The organism is Terriglobales bacterium, from assembly GCA_035561515.1.
Classification (GTDB): domain Bacteria; phylum Acidobacteriota; class Terriglobia; order Terriglobales; family Acidobacteriaceae; genus DATMXP01.
This window is the reverse complement of sequence record DATMXP010000044.1, coordinates 49,825-68,596: the sequence shown is the minus strand read 5'-3', so window position 1 is coordinate 68,596 and position 18,772 is coordinate 49,825. Positions and strand designations below refer to the sequence as shown.

Annotated in this window: 17 protein-coding genes; 12 read left to right on the top strand and 5 right to left on the bottom strand. The window is 56.8% G+C overall.

Features of this window, described 5'->3' with window-relative positions; genetic code table 11:
- Window positions 1-20 precede the first annotated feature (20 nt).
- Window positions 21-1,130, bottom strand: a complete 1,110-nt coding sequence (locus VN577_19785; GenBank protein HWR17080.1) for a tetratricopeptide repeat protein — start codon at window positions 1,128-1,130, stop codon at window positions 21-23.
- 19 nt (window positions 1,131-1,149) lie between these two features.
- Window positions 1,150-1,929 (bottom strand): C4-type zinc ribbon domain-containing protein, encoded by a 780-nt coding sequence (locus VN577_19780; protein ID HWR17079.1) that lies wholly within the window; start codon window positions 1,927-1,929, stop codon window positions 1,150-1,152.
- Window positions 1,930-2,095: 166 nt separating this feature from the next.
- Between VN577_19780 and VN577_19775 the strand changes: the two genes are divergently transcribed.
- From VN577_19775 to VN577_19760, 4 genes are all read left to right on the top strand, one after another.
- The gene (locus VN577_19775; GenBank protein ID HWR17078.1) at window positions 2,096-2,374 is read left to right on the top strand and encodes a hypothetical protein; all 279 of its coding nucleotides are present in this window, start codon (window positions 2,096-2,098) and stop codon (window positions 2,372-2,374) included.
- Between the two features lie 66 nt (window positions 2,375-2,440).
- Window positions 2,441-4,675 (top strand): S9 family peptidase, encoded by a 2,235-nt coding sequence (locus tag VN577_19770; GenBank protein HWR17077.1) that lies wholly within the window; start codon window positions 2,441-2,443, stop codon window positions 4,673-4,675.
- Window positions 4,672-5,547 (top strand): NAD(P)-dependent oxidoreductase, encoded by an 876-nt coding sequence (locus VN577_19765; protein HWR17076.1) that lies wholly within the window; start codon window positions 4,672-4,674, stop codon window positions 5,545-5,547. Before VN577_19770 ends, VN577_19765 begins: the two co-directional genes overlap by 4 nt.
- A 469-nt stretch (window positions 5,548-6,016) precedes the next feature.
- Window positions 6,017-6,949, top strand: a complete 933-nt coding sequence (locus tag VN577_19760; protein HWR17075.1) for a hypothetical protein — start codon at window positions 6,017-6,019, stop codon at window positions 6,947-6,949.
- Here the strand turns inward: VN577_19760 and VN577_19755 are convergent.
- A complete protein-coding gene (locus VN577_19755; protein ID HWR17074.1) occupies window positions 6,926-7,378 on the bottom strand; it encodes a DUF3592 domain-containing protein in 453 nt (150 codons plus the stop codon). The two genes, VN577_19760 and VN577_19755, sit on opposite strands and share 24 nt — an antisense overlap.
- A 214-nt stretch (window positions 7,379-7,592) precedes the next feature.
- On the opposite strand from VN577_19755, the gene VN577_19750 reads away from it, so the two are divergent.
- Window positions 7,593-8,123: a DUF488 domain-containing protein gene (locus tag VN577_19750; protein HWR17073.1), complete on the top strand. Its 531-nt coding sequence runs from the start codon at window positions 7,593-7,595 to the stop codon at window positions 8,121-8,123.
- A 39-nt stretch (window positions 8,124-8,162) separates the two neighbouring features.
- On the opposite strand, the gene VN577_19745 is transcribed toward VN577_19750, so the two are convergent.
- Both VN577_19745 and fusA read right to left on the bottom strand, forming a co-directional pair.
- Window positions 8,163-8,753: a hypothetical protein gene (locus tag VN577_19745; protein ID HWR17072.1), complete on the bottom strand. Its 591-nt coding sequence runs from the start codon at window positions 8,751-8,753 to the stop codon at window positions 8,163-8,165.
- A gap of 18 nt (window positions 8,754-8,771) precedes the next feature.
- On the bottom strand, window positions 8,772-10,880 hold the full coding sequence (gene fusA / locus VN577_19740; protein HWR17071.1) for an elongation factor G: 2,109 nt from the start codon (window positions 10,878-10,880) through the stop codon (window positions 8,772-8,774).
- 239 nt (window positions 10,881-11,119) lie between these two features.
- On the opposite strand from fusA, the gene VN577_19735 reads away from it, so the two are divergent.
- From VN577_19735 to rocF, 7 genes are all read left to right on the top strand, one after another.
- Window positions 11,120-12,271 (top strand): trypsin-like peptidase domain-containing protein, encoded by a 1,152-nt coding sequence (locus VN577_19735; GenBank protein ID HWR17070.1) that lies wholly within the window; start codon window positions 11,120-11,122, stop codon window positions 12,269-12,271.
- A 187-nt stretch (window positions 12,272-12,458) separates the two neighbouring features.
- Window positions 12,459-13,280 carry a GNAT family N-acetyltransferase gene (locus tag VN577_19730; GenBank protein ID HWR17069.1) on the top strand — a complete coding sequence of 274 codons (822 nt, stop codon included), beginning with the start codon at window positions 12,459-12,461 and terminating at the stop codon, window positions 13,278-13,280.
- A 41-nt stretch (window positions 13,281-13,321) separates the two neighbouring features.
- The gene (locus VN577_19725) at window positions 13,322-13,738 is read left to right on the top strand and encodes an MmcQ/YjbR family DNA-binding protein (GenBank protein HWR17068.1); all 417 of its coding nucleotides are present in this window, start codon (window positions 13,322-13,324) and stop codon (window positions 13,736-13,738) included.
- Between the two features lie 181 nt (window positions 13,739-13,919).
- Entirely contained in the window at window positions 13,920-15,536 is a 1,617-nt protein-coding gene (gene ggt, locus VN577_19720) for a gamma-glutamyltransferase (protein ID HWR17067.1), read from the top strand.
- A 14-nt stretch (window positions 15,537-15,550) separates the two neighbouring features.
- Entirely contained in the window at window positions 15,551-16,390 is an 840-nt protein-coding gene (locus VN577_19715) for a sugar phosphate isomerase/epimerase family protein (protein HWR17066.1), read from the top strand.
- Window positions 16,391-16,423: 33 nt separating this feature from the next.
- Window positions 16,424-17,773 (top strand): asparagine--tRNA ligase, encoded by a 1,350-nt coding sequence (asnS, locus tag VN577_19710; protein ID HWR17065.1) that lies wholly within the window; start codon window positions 16,424-16,426, stop codon window positions 17,771-17,773.
- An 18-nt stretch (window positions 17,774-17,791) separates the two neighbouring features.
- Entirely contained in the window at window positions 17,792-18,757 is a 966-nt protein-coding gene (rocF, locus tag VN577_19705) for an arginase (protein ID HWR17064.1), read from the top strand.
- Window positions 18,758-18,772 lie beyond the last annotated feature (15 nt).

Below are 18,772 nucleotides of genomic sequence, written 5' to 3'. Positions count from 1 at the left end.
GGAGCTCTGACTCTGTTTCTTCAGGGTAACCTTGCCGGATCCTGTCGAAGAATGGCTTGCAACTGCGCCATCTGTTTCCGGACCTGAGCCACTTTCGGGCTGTCAGGCGATTCTTTCAGGAAGATCTCAAGCTCGTCCAGCGCGAGCTTGTGCTGTCGCTGCTGCATGAGGGATTGTGCCGCGATTATATGAATATCGCTGAAGCGCTTGTGCTCGATCTTGTGTAACCGATTGGCGGTTTCGAGCGCCAAGTTCCACTGGCCATTTGCGTACTGCGTGTTTGCGAGCAGGAAGAGTCCCTCCGGGTGGTTGGGGTCCATGCTCAAGCCTTTCCGGATCAACTCTTCCGCCGCGTCGTTCTTGTGGTTGAGGATCTCAAGCCGTGCTTTGTTAAAGTAGGCCGGAACGAACTTGTCATCCGCTTCAAGAGCCTTGTCCCACATCTCGACAGCGCCGGTCCGATCGTTTTCCCTGGCTTTCACGACGCCCAGATTGTTCCAGGCGCGTGCGAACTTCGGATAGATTTCTACCGCCTTCCGGAAGTGATCGGTCGCTTCCGTCAAGTCGTTCTTGCCCATGGCATGGAGTCCCTTATCCATTTCCTTACGGGCCTTGTTCGGGACGCTCATCTCGCTCGCCGAGACATTGCCGCCGGGCAGTCCACCGACGCTTCGATTCGGATCCCGAGGCTTGACGGTGATCCAGTGCATCATCACGCCACTTGACTCGAAGATCTGGATTGGCTCGGTCGTCGAGTCTTCGACGTCGGGCCCACCAACCTGGATCGTATAGGTGCCGGCGCGAACAGCGCGGAAACTTGCCATTCCCTCGCGTGCGGTAAACACATCCTGAATGATTGCGCCGTAGGCGTTAATGAGGCGCAGATGAATCGTGCCGTCTACCGGGCGGTTGTCGGGCCAAGCGACCCTTATCTGCAATTCGACGCCCGAGGGTACGCTGCGAGTGGAGCCGATCATGCCCGGGAACCCGGTGTTACCGGTGTTGCCGCCCGGGTTGCCGCCAGTACTGCCTCCGCCCGTAGTGCCACCGCTTCCAGTACCCGGTGCCTGGCATAAAGCAACTGTGGAACCTACCACGACGAGCAACGTGCAGAGCCAACGGATGCGCATATGCGCCTCCTGGAAATGATTACTGGGCCGCGGCGTTATCAGCCTGTTCCGGTTCGGAACTGGCTACCGGTTTGGGGAGAATGGGGTCGTTATCATGCGCCGGGTCGTAGAACAGAATTCGGTGACAGGAATCGCAGGTTATGAATTCGTCAGTACTGCGAATGTTGTTGTAAACCTGCGGCCGCAACATTACCTGGCAGGCAGAACACTTGTGGTCAATCGCTTCCGCTATTGCGCTGCCCCGGAACTTCAACACGCGATCGTAGTGACGCAGCGCATCGGAGCCGATGGAACCGCGTAGTGCATCGCGCTTTCCCTTCCAATCACCCAGTTCCTTTTCGTCGTCTGCGGAAAGTTCGCGCACTACGGCTTTTTCCTTTTCGATCTCCGCTGCATGCGCCTTCAGCTCGGCCTCCGCCTTTTTCAGGTCGGCATTCTTGCTGTCGGAGTCCATCATTGTTTCCAGGATTTTGTCTTCCAGCTTGCCGATTTCCTGCTGCGCAAACTCCACTTCCTTGCCAAGCGCCGCGTATTCCTGGTTCGTCTTCACATTGAGCATCTGGTCGCGATACTTGGAGATCTTCTGGCGCAGCGCCTCGATGTCGCCTTCGTGCTTGCGGCGAGCACTTTCGTCTGCCTTCAAGGCAGCTTTGGCTTTCTCCGCCCGGTCTTTTGATCCCGCCAGTTTTTCCTCAATGGCGGCGACTTTCTTGGGAAGGGAAGCGATTTCAGTGTTCAGGCGGGATATTTCTGCGTCTGCTTTTTGGAGGTCGATCAGCTTGGATAGGTCAGGGTTCATCGGTAGGACTACAGGAAATTGTAGCACGCAACACGCGCCAGAAGCTCGGGTTTGACCATTGAAAGTGGCCGAATTTCGCGGCTTTCTACGTGATTCCAGTGACTTGCGGTCACGTCCCGGTTCGGTGAATATTAGGAGGTTCGCCGGATTGAGTAACCCTTGCCTTATGACTAGCATTCTTCTCATGTTCTCCGAAATCCTGCGCTTGCTCCTTGGATTCCTGATCGCGGCATTCCATCGCCCGATCGCGGACTACATCATGGAGCAGGAGCGTGTTCTGGTCATGGCTTTCCGGCAACGCGGCATTCCCGCGCCGGTCCTCACTCCGGAGATGGCCCGCAACGTATATTTCGGACTCGGTATCTTCATCATGCTGTTCGAGATGGCTCGCATCTGGGGGCTCACTCATCCAAACAGTGCTTTCGTTTACTTCCTCGGAAGATAGCCTCTCCCCTGTCCGTAGTCGGCGCCTGCTAAACTTTTCAGTTCGCTATTCTCCCTGGAGAGCACTATGCTTCGCCGGCTTTGCTTCGTATTACTCCTGTTGTCGTCCTTCGCGTTCGCCCAGGTCAGTTCCAAGCCGCTGGATATCGAGTCCATTGCCTCAGACGCGCTAGTCGGAAATGCTCCCAGCGACATCAAGTGGAGCCCCGACGGCTCAAAGATCACGTTCATCCAGAGCAGTGAAGACGGAGACCGCAAAGAGCTCTGGCAGATGGACCTCGCTACCGGCCAGAAGTCGGTTCTCGTCGGCCAGACGAAGATGGTTCAGCTCTCTCCACCGCTGAAGAAGATCGCCGACGAACGCGTTCGCGAGTGGCGTTCCCGCTACAAAGTTGCGGCCTATCATTGGGCGCCGGACGCAAAATCGCTTTTATTCGACGCCAACGGCCAGCTTTGGCTGCACCGTCTCGACACCGGAACCGCGGTCCAGATCACCTCGTCCCCGGATCTTGCCACCGACCCGAAGTTTTCACCCGACGGCAAACGCGTGGCGTTTCTGCGAAAGCACAATCTCTGGATTCGCGAGTTGCCGGACTCCATGGAGCGTCAACTGACGAGAACGGAAGGGGACGAAGAGGCGAACGTCCTGAACGGCGAAGTCGATTGGCTCTACGCCGAAGAACTCGACGTACGCAGCAACTATTTCTGGTCGCCCGATAGTCGCCAGATCGCCTACCTGCAGATGGATGAGAAGCAGGTGCCGACGTACCCCATCGTGGATTACAGCCCGAACCACGCACGTGCTGATTTCCAAAAGTATCCGAATCCGGGCGATCCCAACCCGGCGGTCCGTATTGGCGTGCTGGACGCGAGATCCGGGAAAACCAAGTGGATGGAAATACCAGTCGATGAGCATGGATACATTCCGCGATTTGGATGGGTACGTCCGGGCGTATTGTGGGTTGAAACCCTCAATCGCGATCAGAACAAGCTGGCCCTCCACTTCGTGGATGCCACAACCGGGAAGGCGAAGCCGGTCCTGACCGAGTCCAGCGACGTTTGGGTGAATGTAGATGACAACTTCACCATCCTCGAAGGCGGGCGCTTCCTCTGGACCAGTTGGCGCGACGGCCATACTCACATTTACCTGTACTCGTTCGACGTGAACGCTCCGCTTGCGGCGGAGGCGAAGTTGGTCGGGCAGATTACCAAAGGTGACTTCGAAGTGTTCAGCATCGACTCTGTCGATGAAAAAGCAGGCGTGGTGTTCTTTACCGCCGATCCCAACGATGCGCGCCAGCGCCAGTTGTTTTCGATCAAGCTCGATGGAACCGGGATGAGCCGACTGACGAAATCGAGTGGGACCCACCAGGTGGAATTTGGTTCCAATCCGGCGTACTACGCAGACAAGAGTTCGACACTCTACTCACCTGCGGCGCTCGCTGTCTGCCAGGTTTCCGGTGGATGCAAGCCCCTATTTGAGCCGGCGAGCCTGTCTGCCTATCAACTAATCGAGCCACAGTGGCTGGATTTGGTTGCTGCCGACGGGAAAACAAAGCTGCTTGGACAACTGTTCTTGCCGCCGAATGCGAAAGCCGACACAAAAATTCCTGTCGTTATGCACCCGTATGGTGGGCCGTCGGGGCAGTCAGTTAAAGACGAGTGGGGAAGGGCCGGTGGTCTCCTGCAATCGTATCTGGCGCAGAAAGGGTTCGCTGTTCTGGTGGTCGATAACCGCGGTATGGCGAATCGTGGCCGCGATTTCAACGCCTTCTTGAAGAACAAGTTCGGTGAGATCGAACTGGCCGACCAACTGGCTGCGCTCGACCAGGTGTTGAAGAAGTATCCACAACTGGACGGTACGAAAGTCGGCATCTATGGCGCCAGTTATGGCGGATTTATGACGCTCTATGCGATGACGCACTCAGATCGCTTCCAGGCAGGCATCTCCATCGCACCGGTATCGAACTGGCGCTACTACGATTCCACCTACACCGAGCGTTATCTCGGAGTGCCTTCGAAAAACGAAAAGGGATATGCCACAAGTTCGCCGACGAACGATGCCGCGAAGCTGAGTGGATCGCTGCTGATTGCGCACGGAACAAGTGACGACAACGTTCACATCCAGAACACGGTCCAAATGACGCAAGGTCTGATCAAGGCCGGGAAGCAGTTCGACCTGATGCTGTATCCGAATAAGACGCACGGCATCACCGGCACAGATGCGATTTCGCACCTGTACCACTTGATCGAGAACTACTTCACGAAGCACTTGATGACGCCCGGAGGCTCCGCCCAGTGAAAGTCTTCGTCGCAGGGGCAACTGGCGTTCTCGGTCGTTCACTGGTTCCGAAACTGGTGGAAGCCGGGCATCTGCCGCGCGTACTCGTTCGCAACCCGGCCAGAGCCCGGGAACTCTTCGGCAATCTTGACGTAGAGATCGCGGAAGGCGACCTGCTTTCCGCTGGCATGGAATCCGCCCTTACTGACCTGATGAGCGGCTGCGATGCTGTTATCCATGCAGCCACCGCCATTCCGAAAGACTTCACTGCGCCCGACGCGTGGACTCAGAACACTCTACTGCGGGTTCGTGGTACCGGACGCTTGCAGCGTGCTGCGCTTGAAACCGGCGTGCACACATTCGTTCAGCAGAGCATCGTGATGGCCTATCCCGATGGTGGCGACGCATGGCTGGACGAGTCCACGAAGATCGATGACTCGCCTCAGCGCCGAGAAGTCTGTCAGCCTGTCGCGATCATGGAAGCGATCATGCACCTGTTCGGTCGCCAACCAAGGCCAATGCGCTGGATCGTATTGCGGTGCGGCATCTTTGTGGGGCCAGGAACGTTTCAGGAAGGTTTGTTGCAACGGATCCGCGAAGGCAAAGAGATTGTGCCGGCGGATGGTTCGCACTTTGTGTCGCTCGTTCACGTTGACGATGTGGCGAATGCGTTCGTCACCGCACTGGAGCGCGGGCCGGCAGCTACTACCTTCCATATCAACGCCAGCCCGATGCGCTACGGAGAGTATGTGGATTGCATGGCAGAGCGGATCGGAGCGCCACGTCCGCCGCGTGACCCGAACGCGCCCAAGCCGCTCTCTCACCGCGCTTGCAACAAACTGGCAGAGGAAGTCCTTGGCTGGAAGCCGGAACGGAGTGTCTTTCCGGGCTGATCGGATGAGAGTAACGCGGTTGAAGACAAAAAAAGGAGGAGCAATAGGCTCCCCCAAAACAAGGGTTTTTTACCCCAGACTCTGTTTAAAACCGCAGACGAAGTGTGTCTGGCGCTGCGGGCTCGGCTTACCGATAAAATAGAACCCAACTTCACCGAACCAAGTGCAGCGTACTTCTCACAACGCTGTAGTATTAGAACAGTCGGCATCTTTATAACTTGCAATTTCGATACCGGAAGTCCGCCCAAGTAACAGCCCGTAATATCAAGAACTTGCACGGAGCGGTTAGAACGAGAAATCCCAATTCTTGTAGGTTGGCGTTTGGGCCTTCCAATTTGCACATTCCAGAATTGGGAATTGGCCCTTGCAGGTGTGCAAAAGGTCTTAAGACTTCTGCTGGATTCCAAGTCCGTCGACAAACGTTAGAATTGTCTTCCAGGTACTCTCAATGTCTTGGCGGAGAACAACTTTGGCGGCAATCGCCGTCCTCATGCTCAGCGGCCTTGTTCTAGGACAGGACCAGGAGCCCTGGTATGGGCAGGAGGAACAGCCGTCACTGGGGGACATCGCTCGTCAGGAGCGAGCCCGAAAGGAAGCCGTACGGGCTGCCGCGGGGCCGGAAATTGGCGGGCCTCCACCTCTCGCCGTTGAAGGCGAACTCATCCCGGCATACTTCCTGAGCATTCAGGGCGGTTTTGGAGCCGGAGACTACGTCGTCTCGCTGAATGGGCGCACCGTCCTAAAGAACTCGTTTGTGCCGGGTCTGCCCATCTATGTCGCCGGATATCTCCGTGACGGCGGGAATGTGCTGCAAATCGAGTTTGTCAGCCACGCGACCGAACCGCTCGAGATCACGATCGAAGAGCGATACGCGGGAGCCTCGGAACATAGCCGGTTGGCACACTTCCAATCTGCCCCAAACCAGTTCACATCGGCGACAAAGCAGCAGATTTCCTTTACCGCGCGTCCGCGTGCCATTCCGAATGTGCAGATTACCGACGAAGACCGGACGGCCATCCTGAAACTGATTCAGTCTTTTTACGACGCTCTTTCCAGCAAGAACGGTCAGAACGTAATGAAACTGTTCCAGCCCGCGTTGCGTGATGCGCAGGAGATCTATCCCGAAGGTGCCGAATACGGCCGGAACGCTTTGCTACGTCTGGCGCACGTCGTTGGACTGCCCGGCTTTTCCATGAATCATTACGATCCTGCGGGCCTAACGTTCCGCGCCAGCGGAAACGTCGTGAACGTCAGCCGCACAGGCGATACGCCAGTATTCCTCAGCAATGAAGTTACTGCTGGAGTGGACGGCAGCATAGGAGCATCCCGGGTAAATGCCGATATCATCCCGGTCAAAAAAATCGGTGACGAGTGGAGGCTAACGCTTCCGTTCGGTTTCTAGGTGCCGCCGGGCAATTCCACTGGGCAGAGGCGCCAGCCGCAATCCGCTCCAATCCTCAGCGATTACGATGGAATCCCCAGGGTTCTGCGGATTGTATTTCACTGACGAGGGAACCCCGACTTTGCAGGTGTGAATGTCCACGAACTGGCGAAGGTGGGTGATGTCCTGGGAGGCTTCGTACGAGACACCGGAGACGTCGTACTGGTAGATGAGCAACTGCACGGCATCCTCCGACTCGCCGGTCCTGGGAACTTCCTGGGCGTCAATCACTGTGCCGTCAGTGATCCGCCCATGCAGGCTCAAGCGCATGCGGCGCTCCCGCTCCAGTTGTTCCGCGGTCTTGCGGCGGCCGCGCAGGATCAATCCAATGCCTACCGCCAGCGCGGTGGCCCCGCCAAGAATGATTGGGTAATAACGAAGAGCGCTCATCAACCTACCGTGGACCAGAAGCTACTACGTGGAGTCTTTCCGGTGCATCCAGCGTAAATCTTAGATGGCGGATTTCCAACAGCGCTTCAACTTTGGTGGTGGAAATCAGTGTTGATACCAAAGTTTCGGGAATTCAGGCTCCGAGCGAGAGAAATCCCTCGGATGGGCGGAGATGACTTGCGCAAGGCCTTATCAGCACATCTAATGTTCCCGGTTGGCTACGGTATTCACGATCGGGCATTCCACCCGCACACTGGCGGACCTTATCGACGTCCTGCACGCACATAAGGTCATGACGCTGGTGGATATCCGCACCTTTCCGATGTCGCGTCGCCTGCCCCACTTCAATCGCGAATCACTGGAGACCGAGCTTCCCGCCAGTGGACTGACGTATGTGTGGGAGCCGCGATTGGGCGGACGTCGCAAGAAGATGCGACAGGACTCTCCCCACACCGCATTGCGTAATGACAGCTTTCGAAATTATGCCGACTACATGATGACCGGGGAGTTCCGCGCCGGCATAGATGACGTTCTTGCGTTGGCCGGGAAACAAAACGTTGCCATCATGTGCGCGGAACGCATGTACTTCCAATGCCACCGCATGATGGTTTCCGACTGGCTGACTGCGCACGGACATCGGGTGCTGCACATCGTGGATGCTGGCCCGATGCGCGAGCACAAGTTAATGCAGGAAGCGCGCCTCATCGGCGACGATGTGATCTATAACGGCGGTCAGTTGTTCTAAACTACTGAATTAGGCAACAGAGGCGAATTGCAACCTGACTCACTTCAATGCGCGCTTCAGCTCTGAGAATCGGCCAAACTCATTGCGGTCGGCTTTCCACCGAGTTCCATCTGAAAACTTCAACTCTGCAACAAAGATCTCGGTGAACTTCGAACGTGCATTGGGTTTTACGTTCTGCGGTGGAATGTTATAGATAGAACCTGGAGCAATACCCGCACTGACATCCCACGACTCGCCTTGATGGAATTTGCGATGGGAATCGATGACGTAAACCCAGCCAATTCGGTAAGCAACAATCGTCTTGGAACTGTTGTTTTTCAGTAGGGCAGTAATGAGCCAATCGTCCACGCCATGCGTTGCAGAGATCAATCGTGCGGGCGCGTCCTTCTGTTCCGCAGGCAGCACGGCACCCGCAGAAGCAAATAGTAGGACATCAGCTACGATCAGAAGACTCATCAGTGCTAAAGAAATTTGCCTGGTCGACTTATTCATGGGGTAATCCTGTCCACCATGACAAAGTGTACTTCGTGCAATTAACGACAGAGCTATATTTTTCTTCGTCGGAATGAGGCAATTCCCTAATTGAAACAAAACGAATGGGCGGCCAGAGCCGCCCATCAGGATTCGCACAGAGGAAAAGCCTGCGCTCTATTCTTCTTCTTCCACTTCTTCGCCACGTGCCGCCTTCGCTGCCGCAACAATCTTCTCCTGCTGTGCTGACGGTACGAAGTCGTAGTGGTCCATTTCCATGGTGAAGGAACCGCGGCCCTGCGTCATAGACGTGAGTTCTGCTCCATAGGTCAGCATCTCGGCCATGGGCACTTCGGCTTTTACGATCGTCTTGCCGCCCTTGTTGTCCATGCCCTGAATGCGTCCGCGACGGGAGTTCAGGTCACCCATGATGGATCCCGCGAACTCGTCCGGAGCCGTGATTTCGACTTTCATGATCGGTTCAAGCAGAGCGGGCTTGGCCTGCTCCATGGCTTTCTTGAAGGCAATACGCCCCGCGGTTTTGAACGAGAGTTCGTTGGAATCAACGTCGTGATAGGAGCCGTCGTAAAGGATGACCTTGAAGTCGACTACGGGGAAGCCGGCAAGGTATCCGCGAGCCGCAGCCTCGACGATCCCCTTCTCGACAGCGGGGATGAAGTTCTTCGGAATTGCACCGCCGAAGATGTCATTCACAAATTCGAAGTTGCCACCACGCTGCAAAGGTTCCATCTTGATCTTGCAGTCGCCAAACTGCCCGTGACCGCCCGACTGCTTCTTGTGACGCCCATGCGCGTCGGCCTTGCCGCGGATGGTCTCGCGATACGGCACCTTGGGAGCCTTGAGGTTCACCTCGGTGTGGTAACGCTTTTTCAGCTTCGAGACGACCACTTCAATGTGCTGCTGGCCCGTGCCGGCGATGAGGAATTCTTTCGTCTGCTCGTCTCGGAAGAAGCGAAGCATGGGATCTTCTTCCATCAACTTGTGAATACCGTTCGACAACTTGTCTTCATCGGCACGCGACTTGGGTTCAATCGCGAACGTGATCGCCGGTTCCGGCAGCGACGGGTGTGGATATTGAATCGGAGAAGCCTTGTCGCCAAGTGTGTCGCCGGTGAGAGTTTCGCGTAGTTTTACGACGCACCCCAGGTCGCCGGCATGAAGTTCGTTCACGGGAACCTGCTGTTTACCCTGCGTGATCGAAAGGTGCGCGAATTTTTCCGATGTATTGCGACTAAAGTTCTGGAGTGTGGCGTCGTTCTTTACCACGCCTGAGAAAACCTTGAAGTACGTGACGCGTCCCGCGAACGGATCGTTGAGCGTTTTGAAAACGTAAACCGAGCTGGGCTCGGTATCGGTCACGTGATGGATGGCAGGACCCGCGCCGTTGCCGGTGTTGGGCGCACCCTTTACTTCAGGATGCTCCGTCGCGGCCGGCAGAAATTCGACGATAAAGTCGAGCAGACGGTCGGCCCCAATATTGCCAAGCCCCGAGGTATATAGCACCGGGTAAATGCGGTGCGACAGCATGGCCTCCCGGATCCCGGGGAGAAGGTGTTCATCGGGAATCGTGCCCTTCTCAAAGAATTCTTCCATCAGCGCGTCGTTACCTTCAGCGATAATCTCGACGAGTCTTTCGTGTCCGGCTTTGGCAGCGTCCGCCAAATCGGCGGGGATCGGAACTTCCTTACCCTTGCCATTGCCGCCCATGTCGTAGGTGTAGGCCTTCATGCGGATCAGGTCCACCACACCCTTGAAGTTCTTTTCGCTGCCGATCGGGATCTGCACCGGAACCACGGCGCGTCCGAATTCTTCGGTCACCGAGTCGAGCATCCGCTCGGAGCTGGCACGTTCGCGGTCCATGCGGCCGCCGATGATTACGCGCGGCATCTCATATTCTTCTGCGTAGTGCCACGCTTTTTCGGTACATACTTCCACGCCAGAGACGCCGTCCACCACAACCAGCACCGCTTCCACAGCTGGCAGCGCGAGCTTGGCTTCGTGGACGAACATGTTGAATCCCGGCGTGTCGATGAAGTTCACCTTCATTTTGTTCCATTCGGCGAATGCCACCGCATTCGAAATGGACATACCGCGTGCGACTTCTTCTTCGTCGAAATCGGTGGGGGCGGAGCCATTGTCGACTTGACCGAGCTGGGGGGTTGCTCCCGCGGTATGAAGCATTGCCGCGACCAGCGAGGTCTTGCCCGCGTCCGCGTGCCCCACCAGGGCTACATTCCGGACGTTGATGCCTTCGTAGACTTTCACGGATTCACCTCGAAACAGGCCTGTAGTATGTTCCCCGACCGCTCCGACGGAGCACTCAGACGGCCAGCGGGGAGATAGCCCCGCGGATGGTGCAACCTACCTGGGAGAGCTGGTTGCGGAGAGCCGAAGAGGAAAAATGTAGCACAAGGCCTTACGCCGCGACAGTGGCACGAGTCACAGAGGCTTTTTCTCGCCTCATACGTCTATTTATTATTGTTATCGCTACTTAGGTTGGAAAAATGAGAAATCTTCGCCCCTTAATCCTTGCCGTAGTCATCGCCGCGGGCTTCTACTTCTACACCTCCAGATCCGAACAGCCGACGTTCAAGCCCGCCAACACGTGGTTCGGAAACTCAGGCAAGCTGGAACTCACGGAAGCCGCTGGCCCAACGGAGCTCGACCCGGAAGAGCAGGTCAACGTCAACGTTTACAAAAAGGGCATTCCCTCCGTCGTCAACATCAAGTCGAGGGCGGTCAGCTACAACTTCTTCTACGGACTGGTTCCCGAAGAAGGACAAGGTACCGGGTTCATCCTCGACAAAGAAGGTCACATCCTGACCAACTACCACGTCATCGCGAATGCGCAGCAGATCGAGGTAACTCTTTATAACCGTAAGACGGTCAAAGCCGAACTGATCGGCGGCGACCGCCAGCACGACCTCGCTGTCATCAAGATCAATGTTCCCAATCTCGTCCCCGTGACGCTCGGCGACTCGCGCAACATCCAGGTCGGCCAGAAAGTGTTTGCGATCGGCAATCCGTTCGGGCTCAGCGGTACCATGACGCGCGGGATTGTGAGCTCCATCCGCTCAGTTCAGGGTCCATCCGGCGCTTCGATCGACGAAGCCATCCAGACCGATGCCGCCATCAACCCCGGCAATTCAGGTGGACCGCTTCTGAACTCGAAGGCCGAGGTCATCGGCATCAATTCCATGATCTTCACCGGAGGCGCCGAGCAGAGCGCCGGCATCGGATTTGCCATCCCCATCAACACAGCCAAGGCAGTATTGAATGACCTGGTCACCTTTGGCCGCGTTCGTCGCCCGACGCTCGGCATCCGGCCCCTGCCGATCGGCCCCGAACTCGCCGACCAAATGGGGCTGGCACAAGACTACGGAGTCTTGATCATGCAGGTAATCCCCGGTGGTGCTGCGGAACGTGCTGGGCTGAAGGGCGGCACGCAGCGCGCGTTACTCGGAAACACGCCCATCATGATCGGCGGAGACCTGATCGTCGCCATCGAGGGTGAGGACGTCGAAGACATGCAGGACCTGTCGCGCCTCATGAACAAGTACAAAGCCGGAGACACCGTGACGGTCACCATCTACCGCGGCAAACGGAAGATGGACGTAAAGGTCACGCTGGGAGAAGCAAGAGAACAGCGCGCATAGATCCCACGAATCTCGTAGGGCGGGCAAGAAGTATCTTCTTGCTCGCTCTTTCTTTTGCTAAACTCCGACCGGAGTTGCCTCTGTACGCTGTCCGCTAACTAAGCCCCCAGTCTGAATGGCCCGCGATATACGCGATACGTGTGCCCGATTCCCAACAACTCAACGAGCAAGAGACAGAGGAGTTTCCGTGCAATTTCTGAATTGTGAGCTGGTACGGCGATTTGAAGCGGCGGAGGCCATTCCGCAGGTGCATTTTGCGAAGCACCTCGAGCGGGTAAAGCCGGATTTGAAAGTGGCCTATGAAGTAATCGGCGGTGCCCATACGGTGTTCATACATCCCGGGTGCGTCGTCGGACGCTGTGTCGGTCTCGGCCTGAACGGTACTGTTTCGGCCGCCGACCTCGACCGGGTGGAACAGTTCTACATATCTCGCGGCGAGTCTCCGCAGGTCGATGTCGTTCCCGTTGCGGATCAGAGTCTTTTCGAACTGATGAAACAGCGGCCATATCGCTTCGAAGAATTGAATAATGTGCTGGTACGTCCGTTGTCCAAATTGGAGACACTGGCTTCCCGCGATGTGAATGCCGAGATTCGCCGCAGCTCACCTGAAGAATGTGAGGCCCTCTGCGAGGTTGTGGCGCGCGCGTTCCTGGAAGGTAAGGATCCGGACCCGCAGTTCGTAGATGTCTTCCGACCGCTTTATGGCATGGAAGGCGCTTTCTCCTTCGCAGCCTACGTCGACGGCAAGATGGTCGGCGGCGCCAGCGGCATGCTGATTCCCGAAGCCGGCATCGCGGCGTTCTTCGGAAGCAGCACGCTCCCCGAGTATCGGGGTAGCGGTATTCAGGGTGCGTTTCTTCGCGAGCGTTTGAAGCTTGCCGCCGAAGCGGGCTGCGAATACGCGGTCATCGTCACTCGCGGCGGATCTACTTCGCAGCGGAACTGTGAACGCGCCGGCTTCAGGGTGGCCTATAGCAAGCCCGTGATGAAGATGCATTTGAGCGTTTAACAAAATATCGGGTAATCTCTGGGGATTACCCGGGTGTTCTCATGAGCGTTGAAGCGGTTCGCCAGTTCGCTATGTCGTTGCCCCATGCGACAGAACAGATCCAGTGGGTCGATCATCTGCTCTTCAAGGTAGGCGGAAAGATGTTCGCGATCGTAGCGCTCTCGCCTGAGGGCAACCGTATCTCACTCAAGAGCACACCGGAGAAGTTCTACGAACTCACAGAAATTCCCGGCGTTGTGCCCGCGCCGTACATGGCGCGAAACCACTGGATCGCTCTTGAGAGCTGGGACGCGGTTCGTTCCAGCGAACTTCGCGAACTCGTTAAGGAGTCTTACGACCTCGTCTTCGCCAAACTTCCCAAGAAGACGCAAGCTCAACTCGCGTCGAAAAGCGCTTCGCCGAAAGCGAAGCCCGCTCCAAAGAAGAAAACATTGGCAAGGAAGCGTGCTGCACGGTAATTTGACTGACCCTCAATTGGTGGGCTAGCCTCAGATTTCGGGCCTTTGTGCTCCAAGGACCCCGTCTGTCATGCGACAACTCCGTAAAGCGTTGCTAACAATGCTAGTTAGCTGCTGTCTGGCAGCTGCGGGGGCGTCCGCTCAACCCTACCCGCAACAACCTGTACGCGCTCCGAAGGCGATGGTTGTCAGCATCCATCCCCTCGCTTCACAAGTCGGTGTCGACATCATGAAGCAGGGCGGAAACGCCGTTGACGCAGCAGTCGCAGTCGGGTTCGCACTGGCGGTCGTTCATCCCTCTGCCGGAAACATCGGAGGCGGCGGCTTCCTCTTGCTTCGAAAAGCAAATGGAGACGTCCACTTCCTCGATTACCGCGAGAAGGCTCCTGCCGCCGCAACCGAGAAAATGTATCTCGACGCTTCCGGGAAAGTGGTCGATGACCTCAGCCTTGTCGGATACAAAGCGATCGCCGTACCGGGGTCCGTTGCGGGAATGGCCGAAGCCCAGAAGAAATGGGGAAAACTGCCGCTGAAAGCGGTTATGGCGCCGGCGATCCGGTTAGCGCGTAAGGGCTTCGCCATAACGAATGAAGAAGCGGATGATCTTCGAGACGCCAATCTCTCGAAGTTCCCGGAATCCAAGCGCATTTTCCAGCGCAACGGCAACTACTACAAAGCCGGAGAAGTACTCAAGCAGCCTGAGTTGGCGCGCACGCTGGAGCGCATCGCTGCCAACCCTGGCGATTTCTATCGTGGAGCACTGGCCCGTGAGTTCGCCGCCGCCATGAAGAAGGGCGGCGGGCTCATCACGGAAAAAGACCTCGCGCAATATGAGGTGAAGGAACGCGCGGCCATCCACGGCACCTATCGCGGATACGATATCTACTCCGCACCGCCCCCTTCCTCAGGCGGCATCGTCTTGATGGAAACCCTCAACATTCTCGAGGGATTTCCGCTTTCGAAGCTGGGCCGTTCTCCGCCCGCTCTTCACCTCACGATCGAAGCCTTTCGCCGGGCTTTCTTCGACCGCGCGGAATTTCTTGGCGACCCGGACTTCTCGGCTGTTCCAGTTGCCCAGCTAACCGACAAGAAATACGGCATGGCGTGGCGGGAACAGTTGAACCCCGATCATGCCAGTCACAGTGCCGATCTGAAGCGACCGGAAACATTCTCGCAACTGGAGCGCCTGGCCACCCTGCATCCACCGGCGTTCGAGCCGGAAGAGACCACGCACTACTCTGTTGTGGACCCGGACGGGAATGCCGTTGCGGTTACTACAACCCTGAACGGCAGCTATGGTTCTGCGGTGACGGCGGAAGGACTTGGCTTCCTGCTGAACAATGAAATGGACGACTTCGCCTCAGCCCCCGGTGTTCCCAACATGTATGGATTGATCCAGGGACCGGCAAATGCGATTGGTCCGGGAAAACGTCCGTTGTCGGCGATGACGCCGACGATTGTCACTAAAGACGGGAAACTGTTCCTCGTCGCGGGTTCGCCCGGTGGGCCAACGATCATCACCACAGTGGCGAACATTCTGATGGGTGTCATCGACTACGGAATGAACGTTCAGGAAGCCGTCAACGCACCGCGATATCATCATCAGTGGATGCCCGATCAGGTCCGCGTGGAAGATTCCATGCCGGCGGATGATCTTGAGGCATTAGGTAAGATGGGACACAAGTTCGTGCACCGTAAACGGTGGGGGGAAGCAGCCTGCATTGCCATTCATCCGCTGACCGGCGAGCGCTTGGGTGCCAGCGACCCACGAACAAACGGTAAGGCCACAGGGTTCTGAAGGGAAATACAAAGATGCTAAAAGCGTTTTCTACATACGCGTATGTGCGTGAGCGGTTGCATCCCGGATTGCTTGATGGCATCGTGCGCGCCGGAGCAGAAGCGATTGAGATTTTCGCTGCTCGCGGCCACTTCGATTACGCCAACCGGCGACAACATGTGCTCGAAATCGCGAACTGGTTCAAATCCACCGGCATCCCCTTGAACTCCGTGCACGCGCCCATGTTCAGCGATTACGAATGGGGTAAGAACGGCAATCCCCCGCTGAACATCGCCTCCAACGACCGCGCGCAGCGCATTGCCGCCATGGATGAGATTAAGCGTGCCGTGGAGATCGCGGAGCACATTCCATTTCGTTTCCTGATCCAGCATGTGGGTGTCGGGGGCGAAATGTTCGACGACAAAAAGTTCGACGCTGCCATGACCTCCGTCGAGCACCTGAAGGCGTTCGCAAAACCTCTTGGCGTAAAGGTCGTGCTCGAGAATATTCCCAACGAGATGTCCACGCCCGAACGGCTCGTGGAGTTCCTGAACATTACGCATTTCCACGAAGATGTGGGCTTCTGCTTCGATATCGGCCATGCGCACATCATGAGCAGCGTGGAGGAAGCCTTCGCGCTCATGAAACCACACATACGGACGACGCATCTGCATGACAACGGTAAAGATCGCGACGCCCATTTGTGGCCGGGTGAAGGGTCCATCAACTGGAATGAGGCTATGCAGCTTCTCCGAACGGCACCGCACGTCCCCCCGATGTTGCTTGAGATCGACGGCGAATCGAAACCGAACATAACGCAGGGTATTGGCGGTGCATTCAGCAAGCTGGCTGATGCCGGAAAAGCTGCTGTTTAGATTTACTTAAATTCGAATTTATCGAAAGAGATCATGTCCGCAACTCAAAACACGGTTTTTACTGCGCCTGAAGCGCGTATTGCAGAACTTTCGAAACATGAAGGCCAGTCCGTCACCATCAAGGGCTGGCTCTACAATTTGCGCGAGAGCGGGAAGTTGTTGTTCCCCATCTTTCGCGACGGTAGCGGCCTGGTACAGGGAGTGGTTCCGAAGAATGCCGTGGCACCTGAGGTTTTCGACTCCATCAAGGGACTGACTCAGGAATCGAGCGTAATCGTCGAGGGCAAGGTTCGCGCCGACAAGCGCGCAATCGGTGGTTTTGAACTCGATGTCACTAACATCCAAGTCGTCCAGAAGGTTTCGGAGAATGATCCTTACCCGATCACTCCGAAAGAGCACGGTGTTGATTTTCTTATGGAGCACCGGCACCTTTGGCTTCGTTCGCCGCGCCAGTCGGCCATCCTGCGCGTCCGCTCGGAAATCGAGAAGGCGATGCACGACTTCTTCGACGAGCGTGGCTTCATTCGCACCGACCCGCCAATTCTCACGCCGGCTGCCTGTGAAGGCACCACCACGCTGTTTCCGGTGGACTATTTCGAAGAGCAGGCCTTCCTGACGCAGTCGGGCCAGCTCTACGTCGAAGCGACCGCGATGGCACTGGGCAAGGTCTACTCTTTCGGGCCAACATTCCGCGCCGAGAAGTCGAAGACGCGCCGCCACCTGACGGAATTTTGGATGGTTGAGCCCGAAGTCGCCTTCGCGGGGTTGGACGACATCATGAAGCTGGCGGAGGACTTCATCAGCTTCATCGTGCAGCGCGTGCTGGAGCGCCGGCGTCCCGAACTCCAGGTGCTGGAACGTGACATCGCGAAGCTGGAGAACATCAAGGCTCCGTTCCCGCGTATCAGCTACGACGAAGCGGTACAGATGCTCCAGGAAGGCCACGCTAAGGGCGAGATCGAGAACAAATTCGAATGGGGCGGGGACTTTGGGTCACCTGACGAAACCTACATTTCGTCCAAGTTCGATCGACCGGTCATGATTCACCGTTATCCTGCCGTGGTGAAGGCCTTCTACATGGAGCCTGACCCGAATCGTCCGGACGTTGCACTTTGCTGTGATGTGCTTGCGCCCGAAGGCTATGGCGAGATCATTGGCGGCTCGCAACGCATGTCTTCCTACGACCTGCTGATTCAGCGGATTCACGAGCACGGACTTCCCGAAGAAGCATTCAAGTGGTACCTGGATTTGCGGAAGTACGGCAGCGTGCCACATTCGGGATTCGGAATGGGCATTGAACGTGCGGTCTCATGGATATGTGGACTCGAACACGTGCGCGAGACAATTCCATTCGCAAGAATGCTGTACCGCCTCTATCCATAAAAGGAATCAGAAAGATATATGGCAGAGAGTACTCCACCAGCCATTCAACCCCCTTCGACTCCATACGGCATCGTGCCGAAGAAAATCCGCGTCATCGGTGTGCCCCTTGATCTCGGTCAGACGCGCCGCGGCGTTGATATGGGCCCTTCGGCCGTTCGCGTCGCCGGCCTCGAAGCACGCCTGGAAGCGCTCGGCCACAAAGTCGAAGACGCTGGCAATGTTTCAGTCGCCATCGCCGAGCAGAAGAAGGAAGGAAATCCCGCGGCGAAGTATCTCAAGGAAATTACTTCCACCTGTCAGAAGGAAGCCGAACTGGTCATCAAGACACTCGAGGCGGGAGAGGTTCCGATAGTCATCGGCGGTGACCATTCCGTTGCAGCCGGAACCGTGTCGGGCGTCGCTGAGTTTTATCGCCGCCGCAATGAGAAGATCGGTCTCATCTGGATTGATGCTCACAGCGACATCAACACCCCTGATACGTCGCCCAGCGGCAACGTGCACGGCATGCCCCTCGGTGCTCTCATGGGACTCGGTCCTGCCGAACTCGTGAACATGTTCGGCTTCACGCCCAAGGTCGCGCCGGAGAACTGCGTTCTCATCGGCATTCGCGATGTTGATGCCGCCGAGCGCGAAAACATCCGCCGAGCGGGTATCGAGTTCTTTACCATGCGCGACATCGACGAGCGTGGCATGCGCACGGTGATGGAAGAAGCATTGCGCATGGCTGGACGCGGCACTTCCGGCTATCACGTGTCTCTCGACATGGACTGGATTGATCCCGAGGACGCCCCGGGTGTTGGCACGCCCGTCCGCGGCGGAGCTACCTATCGCGAGGCGCACCTTGCCATGGAAATCATTGCCGATCACGCTCGCATGGTGAGCTTCGAGATCGTGGAAGTGAATCCAGTGATCGACGAGCACAACCGCACCGCTGACCTCGCGGTCGAACTCACATTGTCGGCGTTCGGGAAAAAGATCGTTTAAGATACCCGAACCGAG

Bases quoted from the DNA above. Each gene is read 5' to 3' on its own strand.
- VN577_19785 (HWR17080.1), bottom strand. From the start codon at position 1,130: ATGCGCATCCGTTGGCTCTGCACGTTGCTCGTCGTGGTAGGTTCCACA.
- VN577_19780 (HWR17079.1), bottom strand. From the start codon at position 1,929: ATGAACCCTGACCTATCCAAGCTGATCGACCTCCAAAAAGCAGACGCA.
- VN577_19775 (HWR17078.1), top strand. From the start codon at position 2,096: ATGACTAGCATTCTTCTCATGTTCTCCGAAATCCTGCGCTTGCTCCTT.
- VN577_19770 (HWR17077.1), top strand. From the start codon at position 2,441: ATGCTTCGCCGGCTTTGCTTCGTATTACTCCTGTTGTCGTCCTTCGCG.
- VN577_19755 (HWR17074.1), bottom strand. From the start codon at position 7,378: ATGAGCGCTCTTCGTTATTACCCAATCATTCTTGGCGGGGCCACCGCG.
- VN577_19735 (HWR17070.1), top strand. From the start codon at position 11,120: ATGAGAAATCTTCGCCCCTTAATCCTTGCCGTAGTCATCGCCGCGGGC.
- VN577_19725 (HWR17068.1), top strand. From the start codon at position 13,322: ATGAGCGTTGAAGCGGTTCGCCAGTTCGCTATGTCGTTGCCCCATGCG.
- ggt (HWR17067.1), top strand. From the start codon at position 13,920: ATGGTTGTCAGCATCCATCCCCTCGCTTCACAAGTCGGTGTCGACATC.
- VN577_19715 (HWR17066.1), top strand. From the start codon at position 15,551: ATGCTAAAAGCGTTTTCTACATACGCGTATGTGCGTGAGCGGTTGCAT.
- asnS (HWR17065.1), top strand. From the start codon at position 16,424: ATGTCCGCAACTCAAAACACGGTTTTTACTGCGCCTGAAGCGCGTATT.
- rocF (HWR17064.1), top strand. From the start codon at position 17,792: ATGGCAGAGAGTACTCCACCAGCCATTCAACCCCCTTCGACTCCATAC.